The sequence below is a fragment of the Streptomyces sp. NPDC093225 genome (assembly GCF_044753805.1).
Taxonomy (GTDB): domain Bacteria; phylum Actinomycetota; class Actinomycetes; order Streptomycetales; family Streptomycetaceae; genus Streptomyces.
Genome location: NZ_JBIVNX010000071.1, coordinates 1 through 22768, shown reverse-complemented (window position 1 = coordinate 22768; position 22768 = coordinate 1). Strand labels below are relative to the sequence as shown.

Sequence of the window (22768 nt, the reverse complement as noted above, 5' to 3'; positions counted from 1 at the left end):
CGGAGGCCGCACCCTCGATCGCGCGTACGCGAACCACGCTTGTTTCCCGCCATTCCAGCCCGTGAAACCCGCCGTTCGATGTGACGTGCACGACCAAAGCACCGCCCGGCCTGCATCACCCGCCCGGCAAGGCGTAGCCTTTATTCCCGCTGTCCATCACCTTGTGAAGCGGAAGAGGGCGGTTGCCGCCGTGTCGCCACAGTCCCCGAGTAATCCGAGCACCGCGCCCCAAGCAGAAGGCGGGAAGAACCCTGCCGCAGGCTTCGGGGCGAACGAGTGGCTCGTCGACGAGATCTACCAGCAGTACCTCCAGGACCCGAACTCCGTAGACCGGGCCTGGTGGGACTTCTTCGCCGACTACAAGCCCGGTGGGGGCGCCTCCGCACAGGCCGCTCACACCACAACGGGTAACACGGCAGCTCCTGCCGCCCCGACGGCCCCCGGTGCAAGCACCGGCTCCACCGGAGCGGCTTACGCCGCACCCCTGGGACGCGACGCCGCCGCCACGGGGGCGGTCGGCGCCGCTGCGCCCGCCGCCGTGCCGGCGCCGACGACTCCGTCGGCTCCGGCTTCTGCTGTTTCAGCTCCTGCCTCTGCTCCTGCCTCCCCCTCTGGTGCTCCCGCTGTGACTGTCACGTCCCAGGCCCCGGCCGCCGCACCGGCCGCGCCTGCTCAGGCCCCTGCCCCGGCTGCCCCCAAGGCTGCTGCCGCGCCCGCCACCGAGGCCCCCGCGGGCCCCGAGCTGGTGACGCTCCGCGGCCCGGCCGCCGCCGTCGCGAAGAACATGAACGCCTCGCTGGAGATGCCGACGGCCACGTCCGTCCGCGCCGTCCCGGTGAAGCTGCTGTTCGACAACCGCATCGTCATCAACAACCACCTCAAGCGCGCCCGTGGTGGGAAGGTCTCCTTCACCCACCTCATCGGCTACGCCATGGTCCAGGCGATCAAGGCCATGCCGTCGATGAACTACTCCTTCGCGGAGAAGGACGGCAAGCCGACGCTGGTCAAGCCGGAGCACGTGAACTTCGGCCTCGCCATCGACCTGGTCAAGCCCAACGGCGACCGCCAGCTCGTGGTGGCCGGCATCAAGAAGGCCGAGACCCTCGACTTCTTCGGCTTCTGGCAGGCGTACGAGGACATCGTCCGCCGCGCCCGCGTCGGCAAGCTGACGATGGACGACTTCACCGGCGTGACGGTCTCCCTGACCAACCCCGGCGGCCTGGGCACCGTCCACTCGGTCCCGCGCCTGATGCCCGGCCAGTCCGTGATCATGGGCGTCGGCTCCATGGACTACCCGGCCGAGTTCCAGGGCACCTCCCAGGACACCCTGAACAAGCTGGGCATCTCCAAGGTCATGACCCTGACCTCGACCTACGACCACCGGGTCATCCAGGGCGCGGCCTCCGGCGAGTTCCTGCGCATCGTCGCGAACCTGCTCCTCGGCGAGGACGGCTTCTACGACGGCATCTTCGAGTCGCTGCGGATCCCGTACGAGCCGGTCCGCTGGCTGCGCGACATCGACACCAGCCACGACGACGACGTCACGAAGGCCGCCCGCGTCTTCGAGCTGATCCACTCCTACCGGGTCCGCGGCCACGTCATGGCCGACACCGACCCGCTGGAGTACAAGCAGCGCAAGCACCCCGACCTCGACATCACCGAGCACGGCCTCACCCTGTGGGACCTGGAGCGCGAGTTCGCGGTCGGCGGCTTCTCCGGCAAGTCGATGATGAAGCTCCGCGACATCCTCGGCGTGCTGCGCGACTCGTACTGCCGCACCACCGGCATCGAGTTCATGCACATCCAGGACCCCAAGCAGCGCAAGTGGATCCAGGACCGCATCGAGCGCCCGCACACCAAGCCGGAGCGCGAGGAGCAGCTGCGCATCCTGCGCCGCCTGAACGCGGCGGAGGCCTTCGAGACCTTCCTGCAGACGAAGTACGTCGGCCAGAAGCGCTTCTCCCTCGAGGGCGGCGAGTCGGTCATCCCGCTGCTCGACGCGGTCATCGACTCCGCGGCCGAGGCCCGCCTCGACGAGGTCGCCATCGGCATGGCCCACCGCGGCCGCCTGAACGTGCTGGCGAACATCGTCGGCAAGTCGTACGCCCAGATCTTCCGCGAGTTCGAGGGCAACCTCGACCCGAAGTCGATGCACGGCTCCGGCGACGTGAAGTACCACCTGGGCGCCGAGGGCACCTTCACGGGCCTCGACGGCGAGCAGATCAAGGTCTCCCTGGTCGCCAACCCCTCCCACCTGGAGGCCGTCGACCCGGTCCTCGAGGGTGTCGTCCGCGCCAAGCAGGACGTCATCGGCAAGGCCGGCACGGACTTCACCGTCCTGCCCGTCGCCCTGCACGGCGACGCCGCCTTCGCCGGCCAGGGCGTGGTCGCCGAGACGCTGAACATGTCGCAGCTGCGCGGCTACCGCACCGGTGGCACGGTCCACATCGTCATCAACAACCAGGTCGGCTTCACCGCCGCCCCGACGTCCTCGCGCTCCTCCATGTACGCCACCGACGTGGCCCGCATGATCGAGGCGCCGATCTTCCACGTCAACGGTGACGACCCGGAGGCCGTCGTCCGCGTCGCGCGGCTCGCCTTCGAGTTCCGCCAGGCGTTCAACAAGGACGTCGTCATCGACCTCATCTGCTACCGCCGCCGCGGTCACAACGAGGCCGACAACCCGTCCTTCACGCAGCCGCTGATGTACGACCTGATCGACAAGAAGCGCTCGGTGCGCAAGCTCTACACCGAGTCCCTCATCGGTCGCGGCGACATCACGCTGGAAGAGGCCGAGCAGGCGCTGCAGGACTTCCAGGGCCAGCTGGAGAAGGTGTTCGCGGAGGTCCGCGAGGCCGCGGCCAACCCGGCGGTCGCCGCCCCGGTGCCGGCCGTCCAGCCGCAGTTCCCGGTGTCGGTGCCGACGGCGATCTCCCAGGAGGTCGTCAAGCGGATCGCCGAGTCCCAGGTCAACGTCCCCGAGCGGATCACCGTCCACCCGCGCCTGCGCCCGCAGATCGAGCGCCGCGCCGCGATGATCGACGACGGCACGATCGACTGGGCGATGGGCGAGACCCTGGCGTTCGGCTCGCTGCTGCTCGAGGGCACCCCGGTGCGCCTGTCCGGCCAGGACTCGCGCCGCGGCACCTTCGGCCAGCGCCACGCGGTGCTCGTGGACCGCGAGACCGGCGAGGACTACACCCCGCTGCTCTACCTCTCCGAGGACCAGGCGCGCTACAACGTCTACGACTCGCTGCTCTCCGAGTACGCGGCCATGGGCTTCGAGTACGGCTACTCGCTGGCCCGCCCGGACGCGCTGGTGCTCTGGGAGGCGCAGTTCGGTGACTTCGTCAACGGCGCGCAGACCGTCGTCGACGAGTTCATCTCCTCGGCCGAGCAGAAGTGGGGCCAGACCTCCGGCGTCACGCTGCTGCTGCCGCACGGCTACGAGGGCCAGGGCCCGGACCACTCGTCCGCCCGCCCGGAGCGCTTCCTCCAGATGTGCGCGCAGGACAACATGACGGTCGCCATGCCGACGCTGCCGTCGAACTACTTCCACCTGCTGCGCTGGCAGGTCCACAACCCGCACCACAAGCCGCTGGTCGTCTTCACCCCGAAGTCGATGCTGCGTCTGAAGGCGGCGGCGTCGAAGGCCGAGGAGTTCACCTCGGGCACCTTCCGTCCGGTCATCGGCGACACGACGGTGGACCCGAACGCGGTGCGCAAGGTCGTCTTCTGCGCGGGCAAGGTCTACTACGACCTGGAGGCCGAGCGGGTCAAGCGGGGCGTCACGGACACCGCGATCATCCGCATCGAGCGCCTGTACCCGCTGCCGGGTGAGGAGCTCCAGGCGGAGATCGCCAAGTTCCCGAACGCCGAGAAGTACATCTGGGCGCAGGAGGAGCCGGCGAACCAGGGTGCGTGGCCGTTCATCGCGCTGAACCTGATCGACCACCTCGACCTGGCGGTCGGCGCGGACATCCCGGCCGGCGAGCGGCTGCGGCGCATCTCGCGCCCGCACGGCTCGTCCCCGGCCGTCGGTTCCGCCAAGCGCCACCAGGCGGAGCAGGCGCAGCTCGTGGCCGAGGTCTTCGAGGCCTGAGCCGCGCAGGACGCACGTACCGGAAGGCCCGGTCCCCTCGCGGGGGCCGGGCCTTCCGGCGTGCGCGGCGGTTCTGGCTAGGGCTGCGGCTCGAAGTCCCAGTACGGCCGGACCCGCTGGCGGGCCGAGACGGTGTGGACGTGCTGGGTGCCCAGGGTGCGCGTCAGCATCCGCAGGGCGTCGTCCTCGTGCTTGCCGGCCTCCTCCATGCGCCCGAGCGCCCGCAGGTCGGCGGCGAGCGAGGTCTGGAGGCTGAGCACCATGGGGTGCTCGCCGCCCAGCACGGACTCGGCGGTGCGCAGGGTGTCGCGGCTGAGGCCGGCGGCGTCCTCCAGCCGGCCGGTGATGTTGCGGCAGCCGGCGGCGTTGAGGGCGACGCCGAGGGTCCACGGGTGCCGGTCGCCGAGCGCGCCCCGCATGCCGACCAGGGCCTGCTCGCACAGGCTGAGGGCCTCCTCGCGCTCGCCCTGGGCGCGCAGGACCAGGCCGAGGTTGGCGACGGTGCCGATGCTGTACGGGTGGGCCAGGCCCAGCTGCGTCTGGTAGCCGCGCACGACGTCCTCGGAGATGCGGCGGGCCTCCTCGATGTCGCCGTACTCGCGCAGGTAGGTGGCGTAGTCGGAGGCCACCATCAGGGTCCAGGGGTAACTGGCGCCGAAGACGCGGGTGGAGCGCTCCCAGACGCTGCGCAGCCGGGCGCCGGCGCCGGGGATGTCGCCGGAACGGCGCAGGCACAGGCCCAGGTTGTGCTCGGCGCGCAGGGACTGGGGGTGGTTGGCGCCCAGGACCTGGGTGTTGAGGCGCAGGCCCTGCTCCTGGCGGGTGAGGGCCTCGCGGTAGCGGCCCATCAGGCGCAGGTTCATGGCGCAGGCGATGCCGGAGTTGAGGGTGGCGATGTGCCGGACCTTCAGGACGCGCTCGCGGCGGCGCTGGGTGTCGAGGTCCAGGTCGTAGGCCTCCTGGTAGCGGCCGAGCAGGCGCAGGGCGGCGGCGAGGTTGTTCTGTTCGTTGAGGGTGGTGGAGTGGTCCTCGCCGAGGAGTTCGCGGTAGGCGCCGAGGATCCGCTCGAAGAGCTGGTGGGCCTGCTCGAAGCGGGCGACGCGGAGCAGGACGCCGCCGTGCGCGGACATGGCCCGCAGGGTCTCCAGGTCGCGGTCGCCGCGCTCGGCGGTGAGGCGTTCGAGACGGCTGCGGCTGAGGGCCTCGGCCTGCCGGAAGTGGCCGAGCATGCGCAGGGCGCCGCCGTACTGGTAGCTGAGCTCGCGGACCTGGTCGTGGTCGTCGCCGAGCATGGCGCGCCAGGCGCCGTCGGCCTGCTCGGCCAGCCGCAGGCAGGTGCGGTACTCGCCGCTGAGCATCAGGTAGCGCAGGCAGTTGAGGAGGAAGTTCTGGATGCGCGGGTTGGTGCTGGTCAGGACGCCCGCGGGTTCGAGGTGCGGGATGAGCTCGGCGTACCGGGGCCACAGGCGTGAGTCGGAGGGGCGGCCGGGGTCGGCCGCGGCGAGCACCTGGCGGACGGCGCGGGCGAGCGGGACGGCCTCCTCCTCGGCGAGGTTGTCGCGCACGATGTTGTGCACCATGCGGTGCAGTTGGACGGTCTCCAGCCCGCCGCCGCCCTCGTCCACGGGAAGGTCGGAGTACTCCAGGCGGACCACGGAGAACTGCACGAGCTTGTTGAGGGCGGCGTTCCAGCGGATCTGGTCGTTGATGAGCCCGGCGAGCTGTTCCGGCACCTCGTCGGCGGGGAACTCGCGCAGCAGGCGCAGCGGTACGGGCCCGGGGGCGAAGAACACGAAGAGCCGCAGCAGGGCCAGGGCGTCGGGGAAGTTCTCCCGGACGTTGTTGAGGAGTATGGCCAGGGCGGTGGGGAAGGGCAGCGGGTAGTCCTCGGAGACGGTGACGGCCTCGTGGGAGTCGAGTCTGCGGCGCAGCAGGGTGAGGTAGTCACCGACGGTGAGGGGCGAGGAGGCGAGCCAGCCGGCGGTCTGGTCGAGGGCGAGGGGGTAGTCCTCCAGGGCCTCGGCGAGCTGGTCGGCCTCTCCGCCGCCCAGTCGCTGGGCGCGGCGGCGGATGAAGGTGATCGACTCGGCGCGGGCGTAGAGGGGGACCTCGACGAGGTTGGTGTGCCGGGAGGCCCACTCGCGGTTGCGGGAGGTGATGATGACGTCGCCGGCGCCGGAGGGCAGCAGGTCGGTGAGGTCGTCGGGGTTGTCGCAGCCGTCGAAGACGATCAGCCAGCGGCCGTACGGGGAGCCCCGGCGCAGGGCTTCGAGGGTGGCGCGGATCTGCTCGCCGTAGCTGCCGGTGCCCAGCGGGAGGCCGAGGGCGGGGGCCAGGTCGGCGAGGCGTTCGCGCAGGGTGGGCCGGTCCTCTGCGGGGACCCACCACACGACGTCGTACTCGGAGGCGAAGCGGTAGGCGTACTCGGTGGCGATCTGCGTCTTGCCGACGCCGGAGAGGCCGAGGAGGGTGACGGTCGCGGCGCCGGGCGGGGCTTCGGCGAGGGCCTCGCGGAGCCGTCCGATGACGTCGTTGCGGCCGGTGAAGCGGGGATTGCGGCGCGGTACCCGGCCCCAGATCTCGGGCGGGTCGTTGGGGAAGCGGGGACCGCGGCGGCCGGTCTCGGTGCCGATGCGGTCGGTGGGCAGCTCCAGGCGGCGCAGGACGCGGTACTCGGCCTCGTACGCGTCGACGCTCCACAGCTCCACCTGCTCCAGTGCGGCGGTGGCGGCGGGGAGGCGGACGTCGGTGAGGCTGACGGCGGCGAACCGGTCGGGGTGGGCGCGGATGACGGTGCGCAGGGCGGTGTTCCACTGCTCCTCGGTGTGGGAGCCGCCGGAGAAGTAGCGCTCGCTGAGCACGATCAGGACGCGCGCGCCGGGCCGGACCAGGTCCTCCAGGGCCTCGCCGAGGTCACCGGCCCGCTGCGGGTCCCAGCGCTGGAGGGCGACCCGGTGGCCGTGCTCCTCCAGGCGGTGGCCGATCCACGCCGCCCAGGGGCGGTTGAACCCCGCGAAGCTGATGACGAAGCGCTGGGGTGCGCCTTCGAGGTCCTGCCGGCTGGCGGTCATGCACCGTCTCCCTGTGGAGGCTCCCCCGGACGCGGTCCGCGGGACGGGTGTGGACGGGGGGAAAGATACCGCAGGTCACGGGGCATCAACCCGGTGTGACCGCGGCGAGTTCGGGGTGCCGGTCGAGCCAGGCGCGGCGCTCGCGGGCGAGTGCGGCGCGGGCGGTGGCGTACGGGTCGCCGGGCGGGGGGAGTTCGTCCATGGCGGCCTCGGCCTCGGCCATGGCGCGGGTGAACTCCCGTCCGGCGGGGGTGAGGTGGGGGTGGTCCTGGAGGCCGGGGAGGACGGCGGCGACCTGGGCGCGGTAGCGGGCGTGGGTGGCCCAGGCGGCCCGGGCGCCGAAGAGGGCGGCGCGCTGCCAGTAGCGGGCCAGGGCGAGGTGGGCGTACGTGCCGTGCAGGAGTCCCTCGAACGGGCGGGGGTCGCTGCGCCAGGGTGCCCAGTGGCGCGGGGTGCGGTCGGCGGTGTGCAGGGTGACGAGGTCGGTGAGGGCGGCGAGTTTGCCGTGCTGCACCTCGTGGACGAGCGTGGCGGCCAGGGCCGGCGGGGACTGGCTGCGGACCAGGACGGAGCCGGGGGCCGCGGGCAGGGTGGCGCCGGTGGAGCGGGAGCCGCCGGCGAGCGGTACGACGGAGCGCAGCAGTCCGGCGGCCTCCGCGGCGCGGGCCGGGTCGTACCGGTCGAGCAGGGTGAGGGCGGCGGACCACTGGGTGTCCCAGCGGCGGTGGCCGCGCGGGGTGAGGCGGCGGGCGGCCTGGACGGGCATGCCGGTGGCGGGGGCGCGGTACGGGTCGAGGTCGTCGAGGACGGTCCGGCCGCCGGGGAGCGCGTGGAGCGGCAGTACGGCGGGGTCGGCGGGGTCCCAGGAGGCTTCCGTGAGGGCGACCGGGCCGGGCCGGGCGGGGCGGAACAGGCCGAGCGTGGGCAGGGCGAGGCGGCCCTGGGTGGGGCGCAGGACGGCTTTGAAGGTCAGGCCGGCGCGCAGGGCGGCGGCCACGGCGAGGGCGCCGAGGTGGCCGAGGTCGGGCGCGGGGGCGGGACGGCGGCGGGGCGGGCCGCTCCCGGGGGCGGGACCGTCGGGGGCGGGGGTGTCGTCGGGGCGGCCGCCGTGCGGTCCGTCGTGCACTGCGCCGTGCGGTCCGTCGTGCGGTCCGTCGGCGGCGGGGTGCAGGAGGCGCAGGGTCTCCTCGGCCCAGACACCGGTGGACGGGTAGTGCAGGACGTCCTGGACGGCGGTGGGGTCGTGGCGCTCGGCCTCTTCGAGCAGGGCCCAGTGCTCCCCGCCCTCGCCGTTCGGCGCCGCGTCGAGGACGGCCCGCAGGAGCAGCAGGCGCTTGCTGCGGCGGGCGTCGCGCAGCAGCCGGGCGCCCTCGGGGCTGGGTTCCGTACTGGCGAGGGCGCGCAGCACGGGGCCCTCGGCCCGCAGGAACCCGGGGACCTCCGGGCCCCCCGTCACGAGGCGAGCTCCCGGGCGGGGCCCGCGGTGGCGGCGGTCGCGGCGGCGTGCAGGGCGGCGGCGACGTGCCGGATGAGCACCTGGAGGTCGGCGCAGTAGACCGAGGGCTGGCGGAAGCCGGCCCCGGCCCGGTACCGGTGCGGGTAGTGCCCGCCCCCGCAGACCGCGACGAGTTCGCACCCCCGGCACTCGCCGGCCAGCGCCGCGCGCCCGAGCTGACGGGCGGCGATGCCGGGGTGGTCGAGCAGTTCGTCGAGGGTGTGGGTGTCGAGGCGCAGCCCGGTCCGGGCGGCGCCTTCGTAGGCGGACTTGAGGGAGTCGGCCTGCTCCAGGGTGCCGTCGGTCTCGATCACGGCGGCGGCGACGGGGCCGAGGCCGAGTTCCTCGGTGGCGGCCGGCAGTCCGAGCAGCAGGGCGATGACCTCCTCGAAGAGCCGGATGCGGGTGCGCCGGGCCTCGGCCCGCCACCAGTGGTCGAAGACGGCCACCAGCCAGTCCCCGTACGGGGTGCGACCGGGCCCGGCACCGGGCGGCGGGCTGCTCCAGTGGGCGAGCGGCAGCAGCAGCCCGAGGGTGGGCGGGGCGTAGCCGAGCAGGGACTCGTACGTCTCGACCGGGTCCTGGCCGATGTCGACCACGCACAGCAGTCCGGCGTAGCTCTCGGGCCGTCGGGCCAGCAGGCGCAGGCCGCGGTCGACGGCGGCGAAGGCGGGGCGGCCGCGGTGGGTGACGCGGCGGGCGTTGTGCGCGGGCAGGCCGCCGTCGACGCTGACGCCGACCCGGATGTCCGCGGCGGCCAGGGCGTCCAGGCGGCGGGGGGTGAGGAGGGTGGCGTTGGTCTGCACGGCGGCGGTGACCTCGGTGCCGGGGGCGAGGGCGGCCCGTATGCGGTCCACGGGGCCGGTGAGCTGCTCGGGCGGGCCGAGCAGCGGTTCGCCGCCGTGCAGGACGAGGTCGACGCGGGCGAGGTGGTGGGTGCGGGCGTGCTCGGCGATGCGGCGGGCGGCCAGGTCCTGGGTCGCGGTGGACATCGCGTCGGGCCGGCCGCGCCAGCTCTGGTCGGCCATCGAGTAGACGTAGCAGTACGTGCAGGCGAGGTTGCAGCGGCTGCGGGTCTTGAGGACGAACTGCCGCAGCGGGTGCGGCCGGTGGCCGGCCGCGCGCAGGGCGGGGACGTCGAGGCGCGCGTAGGGCCAGGGGGCGTGGCGGTGGTGCGCGCGCGTGCCGCCGCCCTCGGTGGTCCTGGGCCTCATCCGTGTTCCTCCCCCTGCGGACGGTCCATCCCTGCCCTCCGGCCGTGACCGCCTAACGACGGAATACGGTCAACCGCGGTCACCTTCGGACCGGTTGCGACCCGTGTGCCCCACCGCCGGCCGCGGCCCTCAGGACGCCCGCTCCGCGTAGTCGCTCAGCACGTCGGCCGGGTGCGTGACGCGTGCGACCAGGCCTTCGATCACCCCCGCGAGCACCGCGTGGTCGATCCCGCGCAGGGTGGCCAGATCCAGCCCGGACAGATCGGGCAGCAGGCCCTGGCACGCCCGCGCGGTGCTTTCCTGACGCTCTGTCACCATCAGCTCCTTGTCCCCCGGTCGTCCCGCACGCGCGGCGACCCGCGGCGCGGTCCAGTCCACTTTCCCGCAGCACAGGTCCGGAAAACAGCGCGCTCACAGGGCGCCCCCCAGCGCACGGACCCGCGCACGGACCGCCTCCCTGAGCCCCAGGTCCCCGGGCGCCGCCGCCCGCGGGTCCGGGTCCCCGGCGTGCGCGGTCCACGGCCCGGCCCCCTCGTCCGCCGCGACCGGCGCCGCGTCGAGCCACTGCCACAGCTCCAGTGCCGCCCGGTAGGCGTCCAGCGCCGCACGCGGCCGCTCCAGCCGCTCCAGCACCTCGCCGCGCAGCTGCTGGACGCGCGCGGCGAGCGCGAGGGTCGCGCCGCGCCGCTCCCCCGCGTCCGCCTCCAGCGCGGCCCGCCAGGCCCGCCGGTAGGAGTCGGCCGCCCGGTCCAGCCGGTCGGCGGCCCGCGTGTGCCGGTGGATCTCCTGCTGGACGTCGCCGTGCTCGCGCCAGGCCCGGGCCCGCTCCAGCGGGCTCCGGCCGTGCCGGACGGCGAGCTCCAGCAGGTACTCCGCCTCGCGCAGGTCCACCAGGTCGCCCTCGTGGTCGTGCCGCAGCCGCAGCCCCCAGGCCAGCCGCATCAACCGCCGGGCGGAGCGCTCGTCGTGCTGCGGGACGGCGGCCCTGCTGTCGCGCAGCACGCGGACGGCCTGCGAGGCGTACCGGCGCCCGTCCACGGACCAGGTCAGTTCCAGCAGCACCTCGCCCCACTCCGCGAGGAGTTCGCCGTACGCCTCCGCGTCGCGGGGCACCAGCCGGCGGGCGCGCGCGTACGCGTCCGCGGCCGCCTCCAGCGCGGCCGGCTCCCGGTACCGCTCCCACCGGGCCAGGTGCACCCGGGCCAGCCGGACCAGGCCCGCCAGTCGGAGTTCCGGGTCCCCGGTGGCCTCGTCGAGCGCGGTGCCGGCCTGCGCGAGCGCCTCGTCGAGCCGGTCGGGCAGGTGGCGCAGGGCGGTGGCCAGGTCCAGCCGGGCCCGCGCGCGGGCGTGCCGCGCCGCGGCGGCGGAGCCGCGCCCGGACGCATCGTCGGCGGCCCCGGGCAGGGCCGCGAGCCCCGCGTCCAGCCGTACGGCCGCCCGCCGGGCCAGCTCGGTGCGCTCGGCGGGGTCGCCGGCCCGCTCCGCGAGCGCCACCAGCACCCGGCCCAGCGCCAGCTGCAGGTCCCCGTCCCGGGCGGCCCCGCGCGCCCGCTCGCCGGCGTCGAACTCCTCCAGGGCGGCCAGTGCGTCGTGCAGGGCGCCCGGATCGCCGCGCAGCGCGGCGATCCGGGTCAGCACCTCGGCCCGGCGCAGGACGCAGTCCAGCCGCAGCGCGGGCTCCGCCCCGGGTGCCGCGCCCACCGCCGCGAACTCCCGGTCGGCGGCCGCCAGCAGTTCGGCGACGGCCCCGCCGCGCCCACCGGTCGCGCCGGCCCGCGCGGGGGCGGCCGCCGCGGGGTCGGTGGCCCGCTCGTACAGCACCCGCCCGAGCACGGCGCGGGCCCGCACCAGCGCGGGCAGGCCGGCGACCTGCCGGGCCGCCCGTTCGGCCTCGGTCAGCAGCTCCGGGTCGCGCTGCACGTGCCACAGCCGCAGCAGCGCCCCGGCCAGCTCCGCCTCGGCCTCCCCGGGGGCGTGCCCGGCTACGGCCGTGGCCCGGCGCAGGACGGCCACGGCCTCGTGCAGGGCGCCCTGGTTGCCGTCCCGGTCGAACACGGCGAGGCGGCCGCGGGCCGTTGCGACCGCCGCCTCCCGGTCGGGTGCCGGGGGCGTCACCGCCGGGTCCGCGCCCCCGGCGGGTGCGTCGGGGGCCGGCAGGTAGCGGTGCACGACCTTGGCGGACACCTGCGCGAAGGCCTGCGGCAGCCGGGCCGCGGCCGGGCGGCCCGCCGGCTCCCCCGCGCCGGTGGGTGCGACCGCCTCGGGCGCGGGCGCCCCGGTGAGCTGGGCCGCGGCCAGGGCCGGGAAGTTGCGCACGCCCCGGCCGAAGTGCTGGAGGACGTACTCCGAGCAGTGCTTCAGGACCAGGGCGGCCTCGTCCCGCCCCAGCGGGCCGAGCAGCACGTCCTGCACGCCGTCGACGAACTCGTACCACTCCCCCGGCGCCGGGCCGGTGCGCTTCAGCAGTCCGCTCAGCAGCACCTCGGCGAGGTCGGAGGGCTCCGAGCCGGGCAGCATCGTGCGCTGCACCATGCGCATCACGGGCAGGTTCAGCGGCGTGGCGGCCAGGTACACGGCGAGCTGCACGGCGCGCGGGGCCGCGGAGGACCGGAAGCGGCGGACCAGTTCGCGGGCCGGCCGGGCGGCCCGGGGCGGTGGCAGCGGCACGGCGGGATGGGCGGCCAGCACCCGCCCGACCTCGGCCGGCACGGCCCCGTCCCCGAGCCCGGCCACCAGGCGGGCCCAGGCGCCGAGCGCGGGCGCGCTGGGCGGCAGCACGGGTACGGCCAGCCCGCCCCGGGGCCGTCCCGGCAGCGGCGGCCGGTCGGCGGCGAATCGCAGCGGACCCGCCGGGTCCTCGGTCCGGGCGAGGAGGCCGCGCTCGGTGGGCAGCCAGGTACGGGCCCACAGGCGCTGCGGCAGCGGCTGGACGATCACCGAGGGGGTGCACTCGGTCCAGCGGTACAGCAGCCGCTGGGCCTCGCCCTCCCGCCACACCGGCCCCGCGCAGTCGCTGACCACCATGGTCAGGCCGCGGCCGGTCGGGTCGCGCAGCTGCTCTCCCGAGCGCAGCGGGGTGTCGGGTTCCGGGCCGCGGCCGACGGCGGCGGTGCCGTCGGACAGCCGGTGCAGGTGGTGGACCTGGACGTCGCGGAAGGCGCCCAGCCGCTCGCAGACGGACCGCAGCTCGTCGAACAGGTCCCGCCACACGGCCATCGACGGCGAGGCGTCGAGCACCAGGCGCAGGGTGGTCTCGCGGCGGTTCTCGGGCCGCAGCACGGGGATGGCCAGGCCCAGGGCGCGGGCGCTGGCGTCGGCGGTGGCGGTCTCGTCGAGGACCAGCCGGGCGGGCGGCGCGGGCGGGCGGTGGCGCTGCAGGGCGCGCAGGGCCCGCTGGATGTCGAGGATCCGGGGCAGGGCACCGGCGGCGGGCACGCGGACGGGCACGGCGCCGCCGGTGGACCGGCTCCCGGCGGGCTCGCCGGCGGAGGCGGGGCGGCCGGGGGCGTAGAGGGTGACCTGGGGGTCGGCGGGCCGGTCGGGGCCCGCGGACGGGCCCGGGACGGGGCCGGGGCGGGGGGCTGCCGCCGGCTGCCGCGGGGGCTCCTCCGGCCGTCGTACGGGCGGCCGCCCGGCCGGGGCCGCGGTGGGCGGCACGGGGCCGCCGCGGGCCGCCGCCAGCCACAGCGCGTCGGCCAGCTCCTCGGCGTCGGGGTCGAGCCCGGCGGCGCGCAGCACCCGCACCAGGTACCGGAGTTCGCGCGGCGCGTCAGGAAGCGGGCCGGGGGCCGGGGCGTGGGCGGAGGCCGGGACGTGGGCAGGATCGGGGTCGGGGTCGGGACGGGGCTCCGGGCCGGGGCCCGGGCCTGCGGCGGACGCGGTCATCGCGGGTCACCCTGACGGTCGAGTCGGTCACCGGGAGCGGTCGAGGCGCTGGATGAGCAGGTCGGCCAGGTCCTCGCGGGAGGGCGGGGCCGCGTGGTGGGTGAGGTAGATGGCGTTCAGCAGCTGGTCGGCGGCGACGAGTTCGGTCTGGGAGCGGCTGAGGAACTCGCGGATCAGGTCGGCCCCCAGCCGGGCGGCCTCCTCGCCGAGGTGCGCCCGCACCATCGTCGCCAGCCGCTTCTCGTCCGGCTGGGCCAGCCGGAGTTGGATGCACCGGCGCAACAGGGCGGCGGGGAACTCCCGTTCGCCGTTGCTGGTCAGGATGATGAACGGGAAGGCCCGGCAGCGGATCCGGCCGTCCCGGACGGTCACCTTGCGCCCGTCGTCGGTGAGCACCTCGACCTCGGGCTCGCGGTCCGCGACCCGCTCCAGCTCCGGAAGGGCGAACTCCCCCTCCTCCAGGACGTTCAGGAGGTCGTTGGGGAGGTCGATGTCGCTCTTGTCGAGCTCGTCGACGAGCAGCACGCGCGGCCGCTCGGAGGGCAGCAGGGCGGTGCCGAGGGGGCCGAGCCGGATGTAGGTCCCGATGCCGGGGGCGGGGGTCCCGCCGTTGGCGGCGATCTGCACGTCCTGGAGCCGGGCGATGGCGTCGTACCGGTAGAGGCCCTCCTGGAGGACGGTACGCGAGACCACGGGCCAGCGCAGCACCCGGCCGAGCTTCAGCTCGTGCGCCACGGCCTGCGCGAGCGTGGACTTGCCGGTGCCGGGCTGGCCGGTCACCAGCAGGGGGCGGCGCAGGTACAGCGCCGCGTTGATGGCCTCCAGCTCCTCGGTCTCGGGGCGGTGCAGCTCGGCCGCGTGCCGATGGGCGCCCAGCCGGCGCGCGGCGGTGCTGTCGGGCTCGGCGTCCGCCGGGTCGGCCGCGGCCACCGGGCCGCCGTCGAAGTCGCGCCAGGGCGGCGGGTCGGGCAGCGCGGCGATCCCGTCGTGCGGCTCCCCGACGCCGCGGTAGATGAGCCACTCGTCATTCACGGAAAGCCCCCATTCTCCTTCGTCGACGCCGCCCCCGGGCGGGGCCGGCGTACCGCGTGCGGGTCACAGGTCGCCCTGGAGCGGGTCGACGGTCGGCAGCGGTCTGCCCGGGTCGTCCCACACGAGTCCGAGCCCGGTGGCCCAGTAGGCGTCCGGGTCGCGCCCGTAGGCCCGCCCGCGCAGCGCCTGCAGCCGTACCGGCAGCGCGTCGCCCCGCACCGCCTCGGCCAGCTCCTCCTTGACGCCCCGGTGGAAGGGCGCGCAGGAGCCGCCGCCCGCCGGGGGCCGCCGGCACAGCACCACCCCGAACCCGGCCCGCTGGACCGCGTGCAGGCCGCCCATGCGGCAGTGCGCCGGCACCGTGTTCTCGGGCAGGGTCCCGAGCCAGGCGTACGGCGGCGTACGCGGCCGGCCGCCCCGGCAGTCGGCGCGCGCCTCCTGGACCGGGCCGGCCATGACCCGCGCCCAGCGCGCCGCCACCCGCCGGAAGTCCTCCCCGCCCGCGCCGGTCCCGCCGGGTGGGCCCGCGCCTCCCGGTCCGTCCGGCCAGCCGTCCTCGCCGGTGCCGCCGGGCCAGCGCAGCACCACGGGCCGCTGCACCCCCACCGGCACCCCGCCCGAGACCACCCACTCGTCGACGGCCAGGCCGAACAGCTCGGGCGCCACCGCGGCCTCCAGCAGGGCGGCCGCACCGGTGGTGTCGCAGCGGCGGAACGCCTCCGCCAGCGGGGCCCGCACGGCGTCGGGCAGTCCGTCCCGGGTGGCCCGGACGCCGGAGCCGATCGGGGCCGTGTGCTCGGGTCCGAGCAGCACCGAGACCCGCCAGTCGTACGCCTCCTCCCAGCCGTGCGACCAGACCTCCAGCAGCACCGAGGGCCCGGGCGGCAGCGCCCCGGCCGGGCCCGGCAGCGGGGCGCCGGCGGGCGGGGCCTGGCCGCCGTGCCGCCGGGCGGCCAGGCCCGCCTCGCGCCGGTCGCCGAGGTCCTTGCGCAGGCTGCGCCAGAACCGGCCGCCGGCCGCGGTGGCCCGTACCCAGTCCCACAGGTCCTCGTCCGCCCCGGACAGCGGCGTCTCGCGGTGCTCGGCCACGGAGACGTCGGTGGCGTACCGGAGCATGACGGCGGCCTCGCTGCGCTCGCCGGCCGGGTCGTAGAGCATGCCCAGGCCGTCGCGCCAGGTCAGCGGGGCCATGCCGAGACCGGTCCAGTCCTCGCCGAGGACGTCGGCGACCAGCCGCTGGACGGCCTCGGAGGAGGCGGGTGGCGGGAGTTCGGCGAGCAGCCCGGTGAGGGTGGTCCGCTCGGCGGCGGTGAGGCACCGGCCGACGGACTCGCCGGCGGCCCCGTCCTGGAGGCGGGTGTGGGCGTCGGTCCAGGTGGGGCGGGTGTTCTGGTCGCTCTGGTGCTGGTCGTGGTGGTAGCGGTCGTGGGCCCGCAGCACCCGCCGGTACAGGCCGGTCTTGGCGGTCGAGGGCAGGGTGCGCAGCTGGGTGACGGAGACGGCCAGGCCACCGCCACGGTCGTTGCGGCGGGCCTTGACGACCCCGATGACCTCGCCGCGCTCCAGGTCGACGACGGGCCCGCCGGACATCCCCGGGTCGACCTCGTCGTCGGCGCCGAGACGCACCATGGCGCTGCCGCCGAGGTCGCCGCGCAGCCGGGTGGGACGGCCGGTGGTCTCGGGGCGGCCGGTGTCGTCGGTGCAGCCGAAGTACGCCACGTCGGCGAAGCGGTTGACGCGCGGGCGGTCGGTGAGCCACACGCAGGCGTGGTCGACGGGGTCGAGGACGCGGACGAGCGCCAGGTCGGGGGCGGGCCACATGCCGCCGGTGGGGACGGGGGCCTCGGGCAGGACGCACTCCACCCGGCCCGCGACCGTGCCGGTCGCCGGGCCGACGCCGGGGGCGAAGGTGATGCCGACCTCGCGGCCGACGGTCCGCACCGCGCCGCCACCTCCCTCCCCGACCACGTGCGCGCACGTCAGGACCCAGCCGGGGGCCACGAAGAAGCCGCTCCCCCAGACGTCGTGGGCCCCGGGCGCGCCGTACTCGTCCGGTTCATACCCGTGGGGCGGGGCGTGGACGCGTACGGTCGCGGCCGTGACGAGGGGTTCGAGGATCTCGAAGGCGCGCGCGGAGCCGGCCGTGCGCCCGTACGTCACCCCCGGGCCTCCCGGCCCGGGCCGCCGGGGGGCGGCCCGCCGGTGGGCGGCCCGTCGAGGGGCGGCCCGTCGTCCCGTACGGCGCTCCGGCCGCGGTCCTGGTCGCCGTCGCCGTGCCCGTGGACCTGCCCGCCGTCCGGTGTGTCGTTCTGCCAGGTCAGGGTCACCGTCAGGGCGGCCTTGCCCTCCACGTCCGCGAGCAGCGAGACGACCTTGCCGGGCTTGGCGGCCAGTTCGATGCCGAAGGAGACGCTGACCTGCTGGGGTTCGAGTGCCTCGGTGGCCCGGCGCATGGCCCCCGCGACGCCCCGCACGAGGTCGTCGAGCCCCTCGATGCCCCGGGCCACGCGGTCGGCGACCTTGCCGGTGTCGGTGTACTTGCCGGTGTCGGTGTACTTGCCGGGGCCGGTGCCGGCGGGCCGGCCGGTGCCGCCGTGCGTACCAGCGCCGCCGTCCCCGCCGGGGTCCGCGTACGTCCCCTGGGCCGGGACCAGCGGCAGCCGCTCGGGGCCGCTCACCCGCATCAGCACGGGCTTCCCGTCCAGCTCCACGCTGACCAGTTCGTCGGCCATCCGCCCCGCCCCCGCCCCCGTTCACGGGCCCAACCGGCACCCGGACCAAGCCTGTTGAAGCATTCCAGGCTAGCGCCGCGCCGGGGTGTGCGGGAGGCCCCCGGGAGCGGCGGATTATCCTGACCGGGAATGACCCCCACGGACACGGAGCCAGTTGTGTACTTCACCGATCGCGGCATCGAAGAGCTTGAGAAGCGGCGCGGCGAGGAGGAGATCACCTTCGAGTGGCTCGCGGAGCAGCTGCGCACCTTCGTCGACCTGAACCCGGACTTCGAGGTCCCGGTCGAGCGCCTCGCCACCTGGCTGGCCCGGCTCGACGACGAGGACGACGAGGACGAGTAGTCGAGCCGGCCGTCGAGCCTGGGCCCGCGAGCCCGGCCTGATCCGAAAGACAGGCCCTCGCAGGCCGAGCCGTCGGGCACGAGGAGCCCCGGGCCCGTCCCGCGGGCCCGGGGCGGTGGCCCGGTACGTCCCCGCTCGGGCGCTCAGCTCGCCCTGGGCGGGGTCAGCGCGGCCTCGACGCGGGCGTAGGTGACCCCCAGGTCCGCCAGCACCTCGGCCGGGCTGCCCGGGCGGGTCAGCAGTGCGAGCAGCAGGTGCTCGGTGCCGATGTGCCGCTCGCGCCGCCCGAGGGCGATCCGCAGCGACTGCTCCAGCACCTTCTTCGCGCCCGGGGTGAACCGGGGTCGGCCGGAGCGGCGCCGGGCGGGCCCGCCGTCCAGTGCCCCGACGCCGTGGGCCTCCTCGATGCGCGAGACGACCTCGCCGAGGTCGATGCCCAGGCTCGCCAGCGCCTCCTGGTCGGCCTTCGACAGACCCCCGCGACGGCGGGCCTCGGCGAGCGACTCGGCCACGGCCTCCGGCCGTACCCCGAGCGCCGTGAAGGGCGGCCTGTCCGTCAGGGCCAGCAGCACGTGCTCCTCGGTGACCCGCTCCGCCGCGGCGCGCTCGGCGTGTCCGACGGCCCCGGTGACGACGTCCCGGGCCTCCCGCGTGAACCTCTCGAACATCACTGCCTCCCGTACTTCTTGTGCACGGCCTGCTTGCTGACGCCGAGTTCCGCCGCGATCTCCTGCCAGGACCAGCCCTGGTTCCTGGCGCTGCGGACCTGTACGGCCTCCAGTTGCTCCAACAGCCGCCGCAGCGCGGCGACGGCCCGGAGCCCGATGCGCGGGTCACGGTCGCCGGCCCGCTCGGCCAGATCGGTTGCCTCGGTCATGTCGTCAACATAGGTTGACGCCCCCGATTCGTCAACCACTGTTGACGAATCGGGGGCGTCGCGGCCCTCGGCGGGAGACCTCACACGGTCAGGACGACCTTCCCGAACAGATCGCCGGAGGCCATCCGCTCGAAGCCCTCGCGGGCCCGGTCGAGCGGCAGCACCTGGTCGATGACCGGGCGCACGCCCGTCGCGGCGCAGAAGGACAGCAGGTCCTCGAGCTCGTCCTTGCTGCCCATGGTCGAGCCGACCACCTTCAGCTCCAGGAAGAAGATCCGGGTCAGCTCGGCGTGCGAGGGCCGGTCACCACTCGTGGCCCCGGAGATGACGATCGTGCCGCCGGGCCGCAGCGACTTCACCGAGTGCGACCAGGTCGCCGCGCCCACGGTCTCCATCACCGCGTCGACGCGCTGCGGCAGCCGGGCCCCGGGCTCGTACGCCTCCAGCGCGCCCAGCTCCACGGCCCGCTCGCGCTTGGCCTCGTCACGGCTGGTGGCGAAGACGCGCAGGCCGGCGGCCTTGCCGAGGACGATCGCGGCGGTGGCGACACCGCCACCGGCACCCTGGACGAGGACGGAGTCGCCGGGCCGGACACCCGCGTTGGTGAACAGCATCCGGTACGCCGTCAGCCACGCGGTCGGCAGGCAGGCGGCCTCCTCGAAGCTGAGCTCCTTCGGCTTCGGCAGCACGTTCCACGCGGGTACGGTCACCTGCTCGGCGAAGGTGCCCTGGTAGCGCTCGGTCAGGATCGAGCGGGGCTCGTCCGGACCCACCCCGTGGCCGCTCTGGCCGATCACGGAGTGCAGGACGACCTCGTTGCCGTCCTGGTCGATCCCGGCGGCGTCGCAGCCGAGGATCATGGGGAGCTTGTCCTCCCCCAGACCGACCCCGCGCAGCGACCACAGGTCGTGGTGGTTGAGCGAGGCGGCCTTGACGTTCACGGTCACCCAGCCGGGCCGGGCCTCGGGCGCCGGGCGTTCGCCCAGCTCGAGGCCGCTGAGCGGCTGGTCACGGTCGATGCGGGCGGCGTAGGCGGCGAACATGTCCCGGACGCTACCGCCCGGTAGACACCGTGATCCATACCCTCCGCCGCCGACGGGGTGAGTTCTTCGTCGCACTCCCCGCCGCACGGGCGGCAGCACGGCGGGCAGCACGGGCGGGCAGCACGAAGGGCCCGCACGGCGAACCGTGCGGGCCCTTCGCAAGGGAGGTGGCGGGCTCAGGCCTGCTTGGTCTCCCAGAAGATGCGGTCGATCTCGGCGATGAGCTCCAGGGCCTTCTCACCGGTCTTCGGGTCGTTCGACGCCTTGGCGGCCGAGAGGGCCTTCAGGGTGTCGTTCACCAGCGTGTGCAGCTGGGGGTACTTCTCGAAGTGCGGGGGCTTGAAGTAGTCGCTCCACAGCACCGAGACGTGGTGCTTGGCGAGCTCCGCGCGCTGCTCCTTGATGACGATGGCGCGGGCGCGGAAGTCGGCGTCCTCGTTGGCCTGGTACTTCTCCTGGACGGCCTTGACCGACTCGGCCTCGATGCGGGCCTGGGCGGGGTCGTAGACACCGCAGGGAAGGTCGCAGTGGGCGCTGACCTTCACCTTCGGGGCAAACAGGCGGGAAAGCATTGAGCTCGTCCTCCTCGTGATCGTCTTCTCAGGTGGGAGATTACTCCGTGAGAAAGCCGATTTCGCGAGCGCCCCCATGGGCTTAGGACAAAAGTCCAGGGTCACTATGGACGCGGTGAACGAACGTACGGATCGCGCCGGGAGGTGTGACGTGCCGAAGGGGTGGGTGTCGAGGATGCCGATGCGGGTGCCGTTCCAGACGGTGGAGGTGTCCGGCCCCTCGATGGTGCCGACCCTGCTCGACGGGGACTGGCTGCTGGTCCGCTACGGCGCTCCGGTCCGCCCGGGGAACGTCGTCATCCTCCGCCACCCCTTCCAGCAGGACCTGCTCGTGGTCAAGCGGGCCGCCGAGCGGCGCGAGGGCGGCTGGTGGGTGCTGGGCGACAACGCCTTCGCGGGCGGCGACAGCACCGACTACGGCACGGTCCCCGAGGAGTTCGTCCTGGCGACCGTACGGCTGCGCTACCGCCCGCGGCGCCCCGATCAGACCTCGCTCTCCGCCCGCGTCTGGTGGGCGCTGTCGGCGCTGCGCCCGGTGTTCGCCGACCGTTCGGCCTCCAAGCGCTTGCGGGCGCGGTAGGCGGCGACGTTCGCGCGGGTGGCGCAGCGGTCGGAGCAGTAGCGGCGCGAGCGGTTGGTCGAGGTGTCGAGGTAGGCGTTGCGGCACGGCGGGGCCTGGCAGAGGCCGAGCCGGTCGGCGCCGTATTCCGTGAGGTGGATCGCGAGCCCCATCGCGGCGATGGCGGCGTACCCCGTCGTGGCGTTGGAGGGGTGCTCGGCCAGGTGCATGTGCCAGCGCGGCCGACCCTGTTCGTCGAGGTAGTCGTGGCCGGAGATCTGCGGGCTGACGGGGAACTCCAGCAGCAGCGAGTTCAGCAGGTCCACGGCGAGCGTCGAGTCCCCGCCGTCGGCCGCCTCGAAGATCGCGCGCAGCCGGGCGCGCACGGATCGGAAGCGGGTCACGTCCGCGTCCGTGACCCGGCGGCCCATCTGCGAGGCGGAGACGAAGAGGGCGCGGACGGCCTCGACGGAGGTGAGCGAGTCCTTGGCGCGGGCCGGCTCCTCGGTGTTGACGAGGCGCACGGCCCAGTCCGAGTAATGGGCCAGTTCCACTTGTAGTCCTTACGGCAGCGGTCTAGGGTCTGCACTGTCGACGGTAAGAGCCGGTTCAGTACTGAGGGTATTACGTACGAGACTGTGGAGGGATCACGGTGACGGGGACGGCAGCAGGTTCGGCCATCGGTACGGGCGCGGCGACGGGTGCGGTGACGGGGACGGGTACGGGCGCAGTGACGGATGCGGTGACGGGTACGGGTACGGCGGAGGACGGTGCGGGCACCGACTGGCAGGCCTGGCAGGACAGCTGGGACCGCCAGCAGGAGTGGTACATGCCCGACCGCGAGGAGCGGTTCCGCGTGATGCTGGACATGGTCGAGGCACTGGCGGGCACCGCGCCCCGGGTGCTCGACCTGGCGTGCGGTACGGGAAGTATCACGGACCGGCTCCTCAAGCGGTTCCCGGACGCCGTGAGCACCGGGGTGGATCTGGACCCCGCGCTGCTGACCATCGCCCGAGGGCACTTCGCCGGCGACCCGCGCGCCAGGTTCGTGACCGCCGACCTCAAGGACCCCGAGTGGGTCACCCGACTGCCGTACGCGTCCTACGACGCGATCCTGACCGCGACGGCCCTGCACTGGCTGCACAGCGGGCCGCTGGCGACGCTGTACGGGCAGCTCGTCCCGTTGCTCCGCACGGGCGGCGCCTTCATGAACGCCGACCACATGATCGACGAGTCCACCCCGCGCATCAACGCCGCCGAGCGCGCCCACCGGCACGCCGTGATGGAGCGTGCCCGGGGCGCGGGCGCGCTGGACTGGGCGGACTGGTGGGCCCTGGCCGCGCAGGACCCCGCGCTGGCCGAGCCCACCGCCCGCCGGTACGAGATCTACGGCGAGCACGCGGACGGCGACGCCCCGTCCGCCGAATGGCACGCCCGGACGCTGCTGGAGGCCGGCTTCGCGGAGGCCCGCCCGGTCTGGCGCTCCCCCTCCGACGCGCTGGTCCTCGCCCTGAAGTAGGTCGGAAGTCGGATTCCGAAGTCGGGCTCGGAGAGCGGGCTCCGAAGTCGGGCTCGGACGGCGAGCTCGGTGGTCGGCTCGGACGGCGAGCTCGGTGGTCGGCTCGGACGGCGAGCTCGGGAGCGGAGATCGGGCTCGGAAGTCGGGTGTCGAAGTAGGCCGGAAAGCGCCCCTGTGGTGTGCGTGGACGGCGTGTCGGGGGGTGGGCCGGGGCTTCGGCTGGCTGGGTGGCTTCGGGGGTGGGTCCCGTGGTGTGTGGGTCCCCTCGGCGCTTGACAGGGGCGGCCTGCAGGCCCTGCGGCAGGCCCACCCCGAGGGCTTCGGG

At 74.8% G+C, this 22768-nt stretch carries 17 protein-coding genes; 4 read left to right on the top strand and 13 right to left on the bottom strand.

Annotation, left to right across the window (positions count from 1 at the left end; translation table 11 throughout):
* Nucleotides 1–190: 190 nt before the first annotated feature.
* Complete coding sequence (locus ACIQCH_RS35405; RefSeq protein WP_402587919.1) at nt 191–4102, top strand: multifunctional oxoglutarate decarboxylase/oxoglutarate dehydrogenase thiamine pyrophosphate-binding subunit/dihydrolipoyllysine-residue succinyltransferase subunit; 3912 nt, start codon at nt 191–193, stop codon at nt 4100–4102.
* 77 nt (nt 4103–4179) lie between these two features.
* Here the strand turns inward: ACIQCH_RS35405 and fxsT are convergent, their stop codons facing one another.
* The 8 genes from fxsT to ACIQCH_RS35365 all read right to left on the bottom strand — a co-directional run bounded on the left by fxsT (nt 4180) and on the right by ACIQCH_RS35365 (nt 17531).
* Nucleotides 4180–7173, bottom strand: coding sequence for an FxSxx-COOH system tetratricopeptide repeat protein (gene fxsT, locus ACIQCH_RS35400; RefSeq protein ID WP_402587917.1), 2994 nt, complete (start codon nt 7171–7173; stop codon nt 4180–4182).
* Between the two features lie 85 nt (nt 7174–7258).
* A complete protein-coding gene (locus tag ACIQCH_RS35395; protein WP_402587915.1) occupies nt 7259–8629 on the bottom strand; it encodes an aKG-HExxH-type peptide beta-hydroxylase in 1371 nt (456 codons plus the stop codon).
* The gene (locus ACIQCH_RS35390) at nt 8626–9882 is read right to left on the bottom strand and encodes an FxsB family cyclophane-forming radical SAM/SPASM peptide maturase (protein WP_402587913.1); all 1257 of its coding nucleotides are present in this window, start codon (nt 9880–9882) and stop codon (nt 8626–8628) included. Before ACIQCH_RS35390 ends, ACIQCH_RS35395 begins: the two co-directional genes overlap by 4 nt.
* Before the next feature lie 129 nt (nt 9883–10011).
* A complete protein-coding gene (locus tag ACIQCH_RS35385; protein ID WP_402587911.1) occupies nt 10012–10197 on the bottom strand; it encodes an FXSXX-COOH protein in 186 nt (61 codons plus the stop codon).
* Nucleotides 10198–10293: 96 nt separating this feature from the next.
* Nucleotides 10294–13767, bottom strand: coding sequence for an SAV_2336 N-terminal domain-related protein (locus ACIQCH_RS35380; RefSeq protein WP_402587909.1), 3474 nt, complete (start codon nt 13765–13767; stop codon nt 10294–10296).
* A 27-nt stretch (nt 13768–13794) separates the two neighbouring features.
* On the bottom strand, nt 13795–14799 hold the full coding sequence (locus tag ACIQCH_RS35375; RefSeq protein ID WP_030209821.1) for a MoxR family ATPase: 1005 nt from the start codon (nt 14797–14799) through the stop codon (nt 13795–13797).
* A gap of 63 nt (nt 14800–14862) precedes the next feature.
* Nucleotides 14863–16959 carry a trypsin-like peptidase domain-containing protein gene (locus tag ACIQCH_RS35370; protein ID WP_402587907.1) on the bottom strand — a complete coding sequence of 699 codons (2097 nt, stop codon included), beginning with the start codon at nt 16957–16959 and terminating at the stop codon, nt 14863–14865.
* A complete protein-coding gene (locus tag ACIQCH_RS35365) occupies nt 16956–17531 on the bottom strand; it encodes a CU044_2847 family protein (protein ID WP_402587905.1) in 576 nt (191 codons plus the stop codon). Before ACIQCH_RS35365 ends, ACIQCH_RS35370 begins: the two co-directional genes overlap by 4 nt.
* A 156-nt stretch (nt 17532–17687) precedes the next feature.
* On the opposite strand from ACIQCH_RS35365, the gene ACIQCH_RS35360 reads away from it, so the two are divergent.
* The gene (locus tag ACIQCH_RS35360; RefSeq protein WP_030209812.1) at nt 17688–17873 is read left to right on the top strand and encodes a DUF6104 family protein; all 186 of its coding nucleotides are present in this window, start codon (nt 17688–17690) and stop codon (nt 17871–17873) included.
* A gap of 143 nt (nt 17874–18016) precedes the next feature.
* Here the strand turns inward: ACIQCH_RS35360 and ACIQCH_RS35355 are convergent, their stop codons facing one another.
* From ACIQCH_RS35355 to sodN, 4 genes are all read right to left on the bottom strand, one after another.
* The gene (locus tag ACIQCH_RS35355; protein WP_402587903.1) at nt 18017–18541 is read right to left on the bottom strand and encodes a Clp protease N-terminal domain-containing protein; all 525 of its coding nucleotides are present in this window, start codon (nt 18539–18541) and stop codon (nt 18017–18019) included.
* The gene (locus ACIQCH_RS35350) at nt 18541–18750 is read right to left on the bottom strand and encodes a helix-turn-helix domain-containing protein (protein ID WP_030209810.1); all 210 of its coding nucleotides are present in this window, start codon (nt 18748–18750) and stop codon (nt 18541–18543) included. The genes ACIQCH_RS35355 and ACIQCH_RS35350 overlap by 1 nt, the downstream gene beginning before the upstream one ends.
* A gap of 80 nt (nt 18751–18830) precedes the next feature.
* The gene (locus tag ACIQCH_RS35345) at nt 18831–19793 is read right to left on the bottom strand and encodes a zinc-binding dehydrogenase (protein ID WP_402587901.1); all 963 of its coding nucleotides are present in this window, start codon (nt 19791–19793) and stop codon (nt 18831–18833) included.
* Between the two features lie 176 nt (nt 19794–19969).
* Nucleotides 19970–20365: a superoxide dismutase, Ni gene (sodN, locus tag ACIQCH_RS35340; RefSeq protein WP_030209807.1), complete on the bottom strand. Its 396-nt coding sequence runs from the start codon at nt 20363–20365 to the stop codon at nt 19970–19972.
* A 76-nt stretch (nt 20366–20441) separates the two neighbouring features.
* Between sodN and sodX the strand changes: the two genes are divergently transcribed.
* On the top strand, nt 20442–20945 hold the full coding sequence (sodX, locus tag ACIQCH_RS35335) for a nickel-type superoxide dismutase maturation protease (RefSeq protein WP_402587899.1): 504 nt from the start codon (nt 20442–20444) through the stop codon (nt 20943–20945).
* Here the strand turns inward: sodX and ACIQCH_RS35330 are convergent.
* Nucleotides 20849–21478, bottom strand: a complete 630-nt coding sequence (locus ACIQCH_RS35330; protein WP_402587897.1) for a CGNR zinc finger domain-containing protein — start codon at nt 21476–21478, stop codon at nt 20849–20851. The two genes, sodX and ACIQCH_RS35330, sit on opposite strands and share 97 nt — an antisense overlap.
* Nucleotides 21479–21666: 188 nt before the next feature.
* On the opposite strand from ACIQCH_RS35330, the gene ACIQCH_RS35325 reads away from it, so the two are divergent.
* A complete protein-coding gene (locus ACIQCH_RS35325) occupies nt 21667–22443 on the top strand; it encodes a class I SAM-dependent methyltransferase (protein ID WP_402587936.1) in 777 nt (258 codons plus the stop codon).
* Nucleotides 22444–22768 lie beyond the last annotated feature (325 nt).

Bases quoted from the DNA above. Each gene is read 5' to 3' on its own strand.
- ACIQCH_RS35365 (WP_402587905.1), bottom strand. From the start codon at position 17,531: ATGGCCGACGAACTGGTCAGCGTGGAGCTGGACGGGAAGCCCGTGCTG.
- ACIQCH_RS35390 (WP_402587913.1), bottom strand. From the start codon at position 9,882: ATGAGGCCCAGGACCACCGAGGGCGGCGGCACGCGCGCGCACCACCGC.
- ACIQCH_RS35350 (WP_030209810.1), bottom strand. From the start codon at position 18,750: ATGACCGAGGCAACCGATCTGGCCGAGCGGGCCGGCGACCGTGACCCG.
- sodX (WP_402587899.1), top strand. From the start codon at position 20,442: ATGGGCTTAGGACAAAAGTCCAGGGTCACTATGGACGCGGTGAACGAA.
- sodN (WP_030209807.1), bottom strand. From the start codon at position 20,365: ATGCTTTCCCGCCTGTTTGCCCCGAAGGTGAAGGTCAGCGCCCACTGC.
- fxsT (WP_402587917.1), bottom strand. From the start codon at position 7,173: ATGACCGCCAGCCGGCAGGACCTCGAAGGCGCACCCCAGCGCTTCGTC.
- ACIQCH_RS35380 (WP_402587909.1), bottom strand. From the start codon at position 13,767: ATGACCGCGTCCGCCGCAGGCCCGGGCCCCGGCCCGGAGCCCCGTCCC.
- ACIQCH_RS35355 (WP_402587903.1), bottom strand. From the start codon at position 18,541: ATGTTCGAGAGGTTCACGCGGGAGGCCCGGGACGTCGTCACCGGGGCC.
- ACIQCH_RS35345 (WP_402587901.1), bottom strand. From the start codon at position 19,793: ATGTTCGCCGCCTACGCCGCCCGCATCGACCGTGACCAGCCGCTCAGC.